The following is a 12,626-nucleotide window of genomic DNA, read 5'->3' as shown; positions in this document are numbered from 1 at the left end:
ATCATTCGCCGCGATAGATGCAACCTGCGGTGCAGGTTTCTTTCACCATAACCGCACTTAACAGCGGAACAACCGGTTTAACCTGATCCCAAATCCATTTTGCTAAAACCTCGCTGGTCGGGTTTTCCAGGCCAGGAATATCATTGAGATAATAGTGATCGAGGCGATCATAGGTTGGTTTAAATGCCGCTTTCAGTTCAGCGAAATCGATAATCCAGCCCGTATGCGGATCGACTTCCCCGGTAATTTCCAGTCGCACCATAAAGGAATGCCCGTGCAGGCGACCACATTTATGTCCTTCCGGGACGTGTGGTAAGCGGTGAGCGGCTTCGAAGGTGAAATCTTTAAATAACGTGGTGGACATCATAATTTCTCTACATGACGATAAAACCGCCGTAGAGTACCGGAAAGGCTGTTTTTTCGCATTATCTAAAACGACTTTGTTGCGCAAAATCGCTGATTTATCTTAATGATTGGTTAAATTCATTTGTTTTTCATTGGGTTGGTTAATCTGTTTTGTTGTTAAAGACTATTGCTAAAACAGGTTAGTCGATTTGGTTATTAGTTATCGCTATCCCGTCTTTAATCCACACCGTTCACCCCGTTAACCTTACCTTCTCTTCTGTTTTATGGGCGCTGACAGGGCGCAGAAACAGCTTTGCTTACTGGAACATAACGACGCATGACGACACAGGTCCCACCTTCCGCGTTGCTTCCGTTGAACCCGGAGCAACTGGCACGCCTTCAGGCGGCCACGACCGATTTAACTCCCACCCAGCTTGCCTGGGTTTCTGGCTATTTCTGGGGCGTGCTCAACCAACAGCCTGCTGCGCTTACAGCGACGCCAGCGCCCGCCCCCGCCGCAGAAATGCCGGGTATAACTATTATCTCCGCTTCGCAAACCGGCAATGCGCGCCGGGTTGCTGAAACATTACGCGATGATTTATTAGCGGCAAAACTGAACGTTAAGCTGGTGAACGCGGGCGACTATAAATTCAAACAAATCGCCAGCGAAAAACTGCTCATCGTGGTGACGTCAACGCAAGGTGAAGGGGAACCGCCGGAGGAGGCCGTCGCGCTGCATAAGTTCCTGTTCTCCAAAAAAGCGCCGAAGCTGGAAAACACCGCGTTTGCCGTGTTTAGTCTCGGCGATAGCTCTTATGAATTTTTCTGCCAGTCCGGAAAAGATTTCGATAGCAAGCTGGCGGAACTGGGCGGTGAACGCCTGCTCGACCGTGTCGATGCCGATGTTGAATACCAGGCCGCTGCCAGCGAGTGGCGCGCCCGCGTGGTAGATGCTCTTAAATCGCGTTCGCCTGTCGCGGCACCTTCGCAATCCGTCGCTACTGGCGCGGTAAATGAAATCCACACCAGCCCGTACAGCAAAGACGCGCCGCTGGTGGCGAGCCTTTCGGTTAACCAGAAAATTACTGGGCGTAACTCTGAAAAAGACGTTCGCCATATCGAAATTGACCTGGGCGACTCTGGCCTGCGTTACCAGCCTGGCGATGCGCTGGGCGTCTGGTATCAGAACGATCCGGCGCTGGTGAAAGAACTTGTCGAATTGCTGTGGCTGAAAGGCGATGAACCTGTCACCGTCGAGGGCAAAACGTTGCCTCTGAACGAGGCCCTACAGTGGCACTTCGAACTGACCGTCAACACCGCCAACATCGTTGAGAACTACGCCACGCTTACCCGCAGCGAAACACTGCTGCCGCTGGTGGGCGATAAAGCGAAGTTACAGCATTACGCCGCGACCACGCCGATTGTCGATATGGTGCGTTTCTCTCCTGCGCAGCTTGACGCTGAAGCCCTGATTAACTTGCTGCGCCCGCTGACCCCGCGCCTGTACTCCATCGCCTCCTCGCAGGCGGAAGTCGAGAACGAAGTACACGTCACCGTTGGTGTGGTGCGTTATGACATTGAAGGCCGCGCCCGTGCTGGCGGTGCCTCCAGCTTTCTTGCGGACCGTGTGGAAGAAGAGGGCGAAGTCCGCGTATTTATCGAACATAACGACAACTTCCGCCTGCCCGCTAACCCGGAAACGCCGGTGATTATGATTGGCCCAGGCACCGGCATCGCGCCATTCCGCGCCTTTATGCAGCAACGCGCCGCTGACGAAGCGCCGGGCAAAAACTGGCTGTTCTTCGGCAACCCACACTTTACCGAAGATTTCCTCTACCAGGTGGAGTGGCAGCGCTACGTCAAAGAGGGCGTGCTGACGCGTATCGATCTTGCCTGGTCGCGCGATCAAAAAGAAAAAATTTACGTACAAGACAAAATGCGCGAACAGGGCGCAGAGCTGTGGCGCTGGATCAATGACGGTGCCCACATTTATGTCTGCGGCGACGCTAATCGCATGGCGAAAGACGTTGAACAGGCACTTCTGGAAGTGATTGCCGAATTTGGTGGCATGGACACCGAAGCGGCGGATGAATTTTTAAGTGAGCTGCGCGTAGAGCGCCGTTATCAGCGAGATGTCTACTAATGAGCGAAAAACATCCAGGGCCTTTAGTGGTCGAAGGTAAACTGACAGACGCCGAGCGCATGAAGCTTGAGAGCAACTACCTGCGCGGGACCATTGCGGAAGATTTAAACGACGGTCTGACCGGCGGCTTTAAGGGCGACAACTTCCTGCTGATCCGTTTCCACGGTATGTATCAGCAGGATGACCGCGATATCCGCGCCGAACGTGCTGAACAGAAGCTGGAACCGCGTCATGCGATGCTGCTGCGCTGCCGTCTGCCGGGTGGGGTGATCACCACTAAACAGTGGCAGGCAATTGATAAATTCGCCGGTGAAAACACCATTTATGGCAGCATTCGCCTGACCAACCGCCAGACGTTCCAGTTCCACGGCATTCTGAAAAAGAACGTCAAACCGGTGCACCAGATGCTGCACTCGGTCGGTCTTGATGCGCTGGCGACCGCCAACGACATGAACCGTAATGTACTCTGCACCTCGAACCCATTTGAATCTCAGTTGCACGCGGAAGCGTATGAGTGGGCGAAGAAAATCTCTGAACATCTGCTGCCGCGTACCCGCGCCTACGCGGAGATCTGGCTCGATCAGGAAAAAGTCGCCACCACTGACGAAGAACCGATCCTCGGTCAGACCTATCTGCCGCGTAAATTCAAAACCACGGTAGTGATCCCGCCGCAGAACGATATCGATCTGCACGCCAACGACATGAACTTTGTGGCGATCGCGGAAAACGGCAAGCTGGTGGGCTTCAACCTGCTGGTGGGTGGTGGGCTTTCTATCGAACACGGCAACAAGAAAACCTACGCCCGCACGGCGAGCGAGTTTGGCTATCTGCCACTGGAGCATACGCTGGCGGTGGCGGAAGCGGTCATTACCACTCAGCGTGACTGGGGTAATCGTACTGACCGTAAAAACGCCAAAACCAAATACACGCTGGAGCGCGTGGGGGTCGAGACGTTTAAAGCAGAAGTGGAACGTCGCGCGGGGATCAAGTTCGAACCGATCCGTCCGTATGAATTTACCGGTCGCGGCGATCGTATCGGCTGGGTAAAAGGGATCGACGACAAATGGCACTTGACGCTGTTTATCGAAAATGGCCGAATTCTTGATTATCCGGGACGTCCGCTGAAAACCGGCCTGTTGGAGATCGCAAAGATCCACAAAGGTGATTTCCGCATTACGGCGAACCAGAATCTGATCATCGCCGGTGTACCGGAAAGCGAGAAAGCGAAGATTGAGAAGATCGCCAAAGAGAGCGGATTGATGAATGCCGTCACGCCGCAGCGCGAAAACTCAATGGCCTGCGTGTCATTCCCGACTTGCCCGTTGGCGATGGCGGAAGCGGAGCGTTTCCTGCCGTCGTTTATCGATAACATCGATAATTTAATGGCGAAACATGGTGTCAGCGATGAGCATATCGTGATGCGTGTAACAGGCTGCCCGAACGGTTGTGGTCGCGCGATGCTGGCGGAAGTGGGCCTGGTGGGTAAAGCGCCTGGGCGCTACAACCTGCATCTTGGTGGCAACCGCATTGGGACACGTATCCCACGGATGCATAAAGAAAACATCACCGAGCCGGAAATCCTGGCGACGCTTGATGAACTGATAGGGCGCTGGGCGAAAGAACGTGAAGCGGGTGAAGGCTTCGGCGACTTTACGGTGCGTGCGGGCATCATTCGCCCGGTGCTCGATCCGGCGCGTGATTTGTGGGATTAATATGAATTGCCGCTTCAACTCGGTTTTGTTGGCCTGATAAGCGAAGCGCCATCAGGCACTGTGACACCTTTTGCCGGATGTGGCATAAACGTCTTATCCGGCCTACTTAACCCGCAAGGCAAACAGTGAGGAATCTATGTCCAAACTCGATCTAAATGCGCTGAACGAACTGTCGAAGGTAGATCGCATTCTGGCGCTGGCGGAAACTAACGCCGAGCTTGAAAAACTGGATGCTGAAGGCCGCGTCGCCTGGGCGCTGGATAATCTGCCCGGTGAATATGTGCTTTCTTCCAGCTTCGGCATTCAGGCGGCGGTGAGCCTGCATCTGGTGAATCAGGTTCGCCCGGATATTCCGGTGATCCTCACCGATACGGGTTATCTGTTCCCTGAAACCTACCGCTTTATTGACGAGTTAACGGACAAACTCAAGCTCAACCTGAAAGTGTACCGCGCTACCGAAAGCGCTGCCTGGCAGGAAGCACGCTACGGCAAACTGTGGGAACAGGGCGTTGAAGGCATTGAAAAGTACAACGATATCAACAAAGTCGAACCGATGAACCGGGCGCTGAAAGAACTAAACGCGCAAACGTGGTTTGCTGGCCTGCGCCGTGAACAATCCGGCAGCCGCGCTAATTTACCGGTGCTGGCAATTCAGCGTGGTGTATTCAAAGTGCTGCCGATTATCGACTGGGATAACCGAACTATTTATCAGTACCTGCAAAAACATGGCCTGAAATATCATCCATTATGGGACGAAGGATATTTATCGGTCGGTGATACCCATACAACCCGTAAATGGGAACCTGGTATGGCGGAAGAAGAAACGCGTTTCTTTGGCTTAAAAAGGGAATGTGGGCTGCACGAAGGGTAAATATTGCCGGATAAAATAAACGCCTCTGTCAGAAATGATGGGGGCGTTTTTATTTTGCGAGCCGCATTCCGGCATTTAAACGTGAATATAGCAGGGGAAATCAACAGTTATAGAATGGCGTCGGGTGCTTGAGGCTGTCTGGCGTTAAGCATTCGCGAGGTTCCAGATGGACAAAAGCCCCAGGCGATATATCTATCAACCTGAGGCTCGCGTTCGAACGTAGCAATTCGGATGTTAGTCTCTTCTTTGCAGGGAGGCAAGACATGTGTATATCACTGTAATTCGATATTTATGAGCAGCATCGAAAAATAGTCCACTGATATCATCGATAATACTAAAAAAACAGGGAGGCTATTAATGGAACCTTTTAAATATATATGTCATTACTGGGGGAAATCCTCAAAAAGCCTGACGAAAGGAAATGATATTCATCTGTTGATTTATCATTGCCTGGATGTTGCAGCTGTTGCAGATTGCTGGTGGGATCAATCAGTCGTACTACAAAATGCTTTTTGCCGAAATGAAATGCTATCAAAACAGAAGGTGAAAGCCTGGCTGTTATTTTTCATTGCCCTTCATGATATCGGAAAGTTTGATATACGATTCCAATATAAATCAGCAGAAAGTTGGCTGAAATTAAATCCTGCAACGTCATCACTTAATGGTCCATCAACACAAATGTGCCGTAAATTTAATCATGGTGCAGCCGGTCTGTATTGGTTTAACCAGGATTCACTTTCAGAGCAATCTCCCGGGGATTTTTTCAGTTTTTTTGATGCCGCTCCTCATCCTTATGAGTCCTGGTTTCCTTGGGTAGAGGCCGTTACAGGACATCATGGTTTTATATTACATTCCCAGGTGTCAGCGCCAATGATATAAGACAGTAATTCACCATTTGGATTGTCCGCTCCACCCAACATGTTGTTTCCTTAAGGTTCCTACACCACAAAGGGAACACTCATGCTGAGCAGAGAGGACTTTTACATGATAAAGCAAATGCGCCAGCAAGGTGCGTATATTGTTGATATTGCCACTCAGGTTGGTTGCTCTGAGCGGACTGTCAGACGGTACCTGAAATACCCGGAACCTCCGGCCAGAAAAACACGCCACAAAATGGCCAAACTCAAGCCGTTCATGGACTATATCGACATGCGTCTGGCTGAGAATGTCTGGAACGGCGAGGTCATCCTGGCGGAAATCAAAGCGATGGGTTATACCGGTGGCCGTTCCATGTTGCGTTACTACATCCAGCCCAAACGTAAGATGCGGCCATCGAAGAAAACGGTTCGCTTCGAAACTCAGCCCGGTTACCAGCTACAGCATGACTGGGGAGAAGTTGAGGCTGAGGTTGCCGGGCAACGATGCAGGGTTAACTTCGCGGTTAATACGCTGGGGTTCTCACGTCGCTTCCATGTCTTCGCGGCACCAAAGCAGGATGCTGAACATACCTATGAGTCACTGGTCCGCGCCTTTCGCTACTTCGGCGGCAGCGTGAAAACCGTGCTGGTCGATAACCAGAAAGCCGCAGTGCTGAAAAATAACAACGGGAAGGTGGTGTTCAACTCCGGGTTCCTGCTGCTGGCCGATCACTATGGCTTCCTGCCACGGGCCTGCCGTCCACGAAGGGCCAGAACCAAAGGTAAGGTGGAACGGATGGTGAAATACCTCAAGGAAAACTTCTTCGTCCGGTACCGCCGGTTCGACAGCTTCGCCCATGTTAATCAGCTACTGGAGCAGTGGATGGCTGACGTTGCCGACAGGCGGGAACTTCGCCAGTTCAGGCAGACACCGGAACAGCGCTTCACGCAGGAACAGGTGCATCTGCAGGCGCTGCCAGGTACGGACTTCGATACCAGCTACTTCGATATCCGTCATGTCTCCTGGGATGGCTATATCGAGGTTGGCGGGAACCGTTACAGCGTGCCGGAAAGCCTGTGTGGCCAGCCGGTATCAATACGGATCTCGCTGGATGATGAACTGCGGATCTACAGTAATGAGCAACAGGTAGCATCGCACCGTCTCTGTTCGGCTGTATACGGCTGGCAGACCGTGCCGGAGCATCACGCCCCACTCTGGCAGCAGGTCAGTCAGGTGGAACACAGGCCGTTGAGTGCCTATGAGGAGCTGTTGTGATGCATGAACTGGAGACACTGCTGGGTCGTCTTAAAATGGAACATCTGGGCTACCACGTTGAAAGCCTGCTGGAGCAGGCGGCCAAAAAAGAACTGAACTACCGCGAGTTCCTGTGCATGGCGTTGCAGCAGGAATGGAACGGGAGGCATCAGCGCAGTATGGAGTCCCGGCTGAAACAGGCCCGCTTCCCGTGGGTCAAAACGCTGGAGCAGTTCGACTTCGGCTTCCAGCCAGGTATCGATCGTAAGGTCGTCCGTGAGCTGGCCGGGCTGGCGTTCGTGGAGCGTAGCGAGAACGTGATCCTGCTGGGTCCGCCTGGTGTGGGTAAAACGCACCTGGCAGTCGCTCTCGGGGTAAAAGCGGCGGACGCTGGTCATCGGGTGCTGTTCATGCCACTGGATAAGCTGATCGCCACACTCATGAAGGCAAAACAGGAAAACCGGCTGGAAAAACAGCTACAGCAGCTTGGTTATGCCCGGGTACTGATACTGGATGAGATAGGCTATCTGCCGATGACCCGCGAGGAAGCCAGTCTGTTCTTCCGGTTGCTGAACCGTCGATATGAAAAAGCGAGCATCGTGCTGACGTCAAATAAAGGGTTCGCCGACTGGGGAGAGATGTTCGGCGATAACGTGCTGGCAACGGCAATCCTGGATCGACTGCTACACCACTCAACCACACTGAACATCAAAGGAGAAAGCTACCGGTTAAAGGAAAAACGCAAAGCGGGAGTGCTGGCAAAAAACGCCACGCCAATCAGTGATGATGAAATGGCGGCAAGCGGACAACATTAATGACCAATAGCGGACATTAAAAATGGCGAAAAACGGCCAATAATCTTGGCGTTGACACAGGATCAAGATAAGTCGCGTTGGGAAATGCCAGCTTCTCTGGCATCTTATGCTGCGCAAGATAAACAGGCTCGTGAGGAGTGGATATCTGTACTCGAAGCATTATTTTTAACACCAGCCGGGTTATCTATAAACGATATACCACCTGATTGTTCATCATTGTTAGCAGGTTTTTGCTCGCTTGCTGACTGGTTAGGTTCCTGGACCACAACGGATACCTTTCTATTCAAAGAAGATGCACCTTCAGGCATACAAGCGCTAAGAAAATATTTTCAGGATAGACAACAGGATGCGTGTCGGGTACTGGAGTTGAGTGGCCTTGTATCAAATAAGCGTAGTTATGACGGCGTACATGCCTTACTGGACAATGGCTATCAACCAAGACAATTACAGGTGTTGGTTGATGCTCTTCCTACAGCTCCCGGGCTGACGGTGATTGAGGCACCTACGGGATCAGGTAAAACCGAAACAGCGCTGGCCTATGCCTGGAAACTTATTGACCAACAACTTGCGGATAGTGTTATTTTTGCCCTCCCTACACAAGCTACTGCAAATGCAATGCTCAGCAGAATGGAAGCGAACGCGAGCCGTTTATTTACCTCCCCAAATCTTATTCTTGCTCATGGTAATTCACGTTTTAACCACCTTTTTCAATCAATAAAATCACGCGCATTTACTGAGCAGGGGCAAGAAGAAGCGTGGGTTCAGTGTTGCCAATGGTTGTCACAAAGCAATAAGAAAGTGTTTCTTGGGCAAATAGGAGTTTGCACGATTGATCAGGTGTTGATATCGGTATTGCCAGTTAAACACCGCTTTATCCGTGGTTTGGGAATTGGTCGAAGTGTTTTAATTGTTGATGAAGTTCATGCTTACGACACGTATATGAACGGCTTGCTGGAGGCTGTGCTCAAGGCTCAGGCTGATGTGGGGGGGAGTGTTATTCTTCTTTCCGCAACTCTACCAATGAAACAAAAACAGAAACTTCTGGATACTTATGGTCTGCATACAGATCCAGAGGAAAATAACTCCGCATATCCACTCATTAACTGGCGAGGTGTGAATGGTGCGCAACGTTTTGATCTGTTAGCTCATCCAGAACAACTCCCGCCCCGCTTTTCAATTCAGCTAGAACCTATTTATTTAGCTGACATGTTACCTGACCTTACGATGTTAGAGCGAATGATCGCAGCGGCAAACGCGGGTGCACAAGTCTGTCTTATTTGCAATTTGGTTGACGTTGCACAAGTATGCTACCAACGGCTAAAGGAGCTAAATAACACGCAAGTAGATATAGATTTGTTTCATGCACGCTTTACGCTGAACGATCGTCGAGAAAAAGAGAATCGTGTTATTAGCGATTTCGGAAAAAATGGGGATCGAAATGTTGGACGAATACTTGTCGCCACGCAAGTCGTGGAACAATCGCTCGACGTTGATTTTGATTGGTTAATTACCCAGCATTGTCCCGCAGATTTGCTTTTCCAACGATTGGGCCGTTTACATCGTCATCATCGCAAATATCGTCCCGCTGGTTTTGAGATTCCTGTTGCCACCATTTTGCTGCCTGATGGCGAGGGTTACGGACGACATGAGCATATTTATAGCAACGTTAGAGTCATGTGGCGGACGCAGCAACATATTGAGGAACTTAATGGAGCATCCTTATTTTTCCCTGATGCTTACCGGCAATGGCTGGATAGCATTTACGATGATGCGGAAATGGATGAGCCAGAATGGGTCGGCAATGGCATGGATAAATTTGAAAGCGCCGAGTGTGAAAAAAGGTTCAAGGCTCGTAAGGTTCTGCAGTGGGCTGAAGAATATAGCTTGCAGGATAACGATGAAACCATTCTTGCGGTAACGAGGGATGGGGAAATGAGCCTGCCATTATTGCCTTATGTACAAACGTCTTCAGGTAAACAACTGCTCGATGGCCAGGTCTACGAGGACCTAAGTCATGAACAGCAGTATGAGGTGTTAGCACTTAATCGCGTCAATGTACCCTTCACTTGGAAACGTAGTTTTTCTGAAGTAGTAGATGAAGATGGGTTACTTTGGCTGGAAGGGAAACAGAATCAGGATGGATGGATCTGGCAGGGTAATAATATTGTTATTACCTACACTCGGGATGAAGGGATGACCAGAGTCATCCCTGCAAATCCCAAATAACTTCGGGAATGATTGGTATCAATGACGATAACAAGACCAATAACGGTTTATCCCTACTTAAGTAGGGAAGGTGCACAATGTACATCTTCTTTTAATTTCCCGGTATGAGATTTTATATTCACAGTATGAATATTTTATGTAATAAAATTTATGGTAATTATTATAACTAAAAATTTCTTTGATAATAAAACGAATAACTTGCAGATTTGAAATGCATGCATTATTGTCTTTAAACAATTCAACACATCTTAATATATGCATAGGTTAATTGTATTAAACCAATGAATATATTTTTGCAGTGAATGTGATTATTGAATTAATTACGCCGTATTTTTTCTTTGTTTTTACCGATAACGGAAGTGTGCCGACGTATAGAAATGCAGGAGAAATGTCGGAGCATATGAAGGAGAACAAATGAATTTGCTTATTGATAACTGGATCCCTGTACGCCCGCGAAACGGGGGGAAAGTCCAAATCCTAAATCTGCAATCGCTATACTGCAGTAGAGATCAGTGGCGGTTAAGTTTGCCCCGTGACGATATGGAACTGGCCGCTTTAGCACTGCTGGTTTGCATTGCACAAATTATCGCCCCGGCAAAAGATGACGTTGAATTTCGACATCGCATAATGAATCCGCTCACTGAAGATGAGTTTCAACGACTCATCGCGCCGTGGATAGATATGTTCTACCTTAATCACGCAGAACATCCCTTTATGCAGACCAAAGGTGTCAAAGCAAATGATGTGACTCCAATGGAAAAACTATTGGCAGGGGTAAGCGGCGCGACGAATTGTGCATTTGTCAATCAACCGGGGCAGGGTGAAGCATTATGTGGTGGATGCACTGCGATTGCGTTATTCAACCAGGCGAATCAGGCACCTGGTTTTGGTGGTGGCTTTAAAAGCGGTTTACGTGGAGGAACACCTATAACCACCTTCGTATGTGGGATCGATCTTCGCTCGACGGTGTTACTCAATGTCCTCACAATACCTCGTCTTCAAAAACAATTTCCCAATGAATCAAATACGGAAAACCAACCTACCTGGATTAAGCCTGTCAAGCCCAATGAATCTGTGCCAGCTTCGTCAATTGGGTTTGTCCGTGGCTTATTCTGGCAACCAGCGCATATTGAATTATGCGATCCCATTGGGATTGGTAAATGTTCTTGCTGTGGACAGGAAAGCAATTTGCGTTATACAGGTTTTCTTAAGGAAAAATTTACCTTTACAGTTAATGGGCTATGGCCCCATCCGCATTCCCCTTGTCTGGTAACAGTCAAGAAAGGGGAGGTTGAGGAAAAATTTCTTGCTTTCACCACCTCCGCACCATCATGGACGCAAATCAGCCGAGTTGTGGTAGATAAGATTATTCAAAATGAAAATGGAAATCGCGTGGCGGCGGTTGTGAATCAATTCAGAAATATTGCGCCGCAAAGTCCTCTTGAATTGATTATGGGGGGATATCGTAATAATCAAGCATCTATTCTTGAACGACGTCATGATGTGCTGATGTTTAATCAGGGGTGGCAACAATACGGCAATGTTATAAACGAAATAGTGACTGTTGGTTTGGGGTATAAAACAGCCTTACGCAAGGCGTTATATACTTTTGTGGAAGGTATTAAAAATAAAGACTTTAAAGGGGCTGGAGTCTCTGTTCATGAGACTGCAGAAAGGCATTTCTATCGACAGAGTGAATTATTAATTCCCGATGTATTGGCGAATGTTAATTTTTCCCAGGCTGATGAGGTAATAGCTGATTTACGAGACAAACTTCATCAATTGTGTGAAATGCTATTTAATCAATCTGTAGCTCCCTATGCACATCATCCTAAATTAATAAGCACATTAGCACTCGCCCGCGCCACGCTATACAAACATTTACGGGAGTTAAAACCGCAAGGAGGGCCATCAAATGGCTGATGAAATTGATGCAATGGCTTTATATCGAGCCTGGCAACAGCTGGATAACGGAGCATGTGCGCAAATTAGACGTGTTTCAGAACCTGATGATTTACGCGATATCCCTGCGTTTTATCGGTTGGTGCAACCTTTTGGTTGGGAAAACCTGCGTCACCAACAGGCTCTTTTGCGCATGGTGTTTTGCCTGAGCGCAGGAAAGAATGTCATCCGACATCAGGATAAAAAACCGGAGCAAACAATAGGTATCTCGTTGGGAAGAGCTTTAGCCAATAGTGGAAGAATTAACGAGCGCCGTATCTTCCAATTGATTCGGGCTGACAGAACAGCCGATATGGTCCAGTTACGTCGATTGCTTGCTCACGCCGAACCCGTACTTGACTGGTCATTAATGGCCCGGATGTTGACCTGGTGGGGAAAGCGCGAACGCCAGCAACTTCTGGAAGATTTTGTATTGACCACAAACAAAAATGCGTAAGGAA

The 12,626-nt window shown here is 49.3% G+C and carries 8 protein-coding genes and 2 pseudogenes; 9 read left to right on the top strand and 1 reads right to left on the bottom strand.

Annotation, left to right across the window (positions count from 1 at the left end):
• Nucleotide 1 precedes the first annotated feature (1 nt).
• A complete protein-coding gene (queD, locus tag QUE74_RS18100; protein WP_001329795.1) occupies nucleotides 2–367 on the bottom strand; it encodes a 6-carboxytetrahydropterin synthase QueD in 366 nt (121 codons plus the stop codon).
• Between the two features lie 315 nt (nucleotides 368–682).
• Between queD and cysJ the strand changes: the two genes are divergently transcribed.
• From cysJ to casB, 9 genes and pseudogenes are all read left to right on the top strand, one after another.
• Nucleotides 683–2,488: an NADPH-dependent assimilatory sulfite reductase flavoprotein subunit gene (gene cysJ, locus QUE74_RS18095; RefSeq protein WP_000211945.1), complete on the top strand. Its 1,806-nt coding sequence runs from the start codon at nucleotides 683–685 to the stop codon at nucleotides 2,486–2,488.
• A complete protein-coding gene (gene cysI / locus QUE74_RS18090; RefSeq protein WP_001290684.1) occupies nucleotides 2,488–4,200 on the top strand; it encodes an assimilatory sulfite reductase (NADPH) hemoprotein subunit in 1,713 nt (570 codons plus the stop codon). Before cysJ ends, cysI begins: the two co-directional genes overlap by 1 nt.
• Before the next feature lie 136 nt (nucleotides 4,201–4,336).
• A complete protein-coding gene (cysH, locus tag QUE74_RS18085) occupies nucleotides 4,337–5,071 on the top strand; it encodes a phosphoadenosine phosphosulfate reductase (RefSeq protein WP_000039873.1) in 735 nt (244 codons plus the stop codon).
• Between the two features lie 357 nt (nucleotides 5,072–5,428).
• Nucleotides 5,429–5,929, top strand: a pseudogene (locus tag QUE74_RS18080) (CRISPR-associated endonuclease Cas3''); the annotation flags it as partial.
• Between the two features lie 102 nt (nucleotides 5,930–6,031).
• Nucleotides 6,032–7,204 (top strand): IS21-like element ISEc62 family transposase, encoded by a 1,173-nt coding sequence (gene istA, locus QUE74_RS18075; protein ID WP_000952431.1) that lies wholly within the window; start codon nucleotides 6,032–6,034, stop codon nucleotides 7,202–7,204.
• Entirely contained in the window at nucleotides 7,204–7,998 is a 795-nt protein-coding gene (gene istB, locus QUE74_RS18070) for an IS21-like element helper ATPase IstB (protein WP_000544800.1), read from the top strand. Before istA ends, istB begins: the two co-directional genes overlap by 1 nt.
• 54 nt (nucleotides 7,999–8,052) lie before the next feature.
• A pseudogene (gene cas3 / locus QUE74_RS18065) lies at nucleotides 8,053–10,224 on the top strand (CRISPR-associated helicase/endonuclease Cas3); the annotation flags it as partial.
• Between the two features lie 414 nt (nucleotides 10,225–10,638).
• Nucleotides 10,639–12,147, top strand: a complete 1,509-nt coding sequence (gene casA / locus QUE74_RS18060) for a type I-E CRISPR-associated protein Cse1/CasA (protein ID WP_001050408.1) — start codon at nucleotides 10,639–10,641, stop codon at nucleotides 12,145–12,147.
• Nucleotides 12,140–12,622: a type I-E CRISPR-associated protein Cse2/CasB gene (gene casB, locus QUE74_RS18055; RefSeq protein WP_000752795.1), complete on the top strand. Its 483-nt coding sequence runs from the start codon at nucleotides 12,140–12,142 to the stop codon at nucleotides 12,620–12,622. The genes casA and casB overlap by 8 nt, the downstream gene beginning before the upstream one ends.
• The last annotated feature ends 4 nt before the right edge of the window (nucleotides 12,623–12,626 follow it).

Origin of the sequence: Escherichia sp. 10290 (genome assembly GCF_030295155.1) — a bacterium.
Classification (GTDB): Bacteria; Pseudomonadota; Gammaproteobacteria; order Enterobacterales; family Enterobacteriaceae; genus Escherichia; species Escherichia coli_F.
The sequence above is the reverse complement of the archived record's forward strand: the minus strand, read 5'-3'. Positions and strand labels throughout refer to the sequence as shown.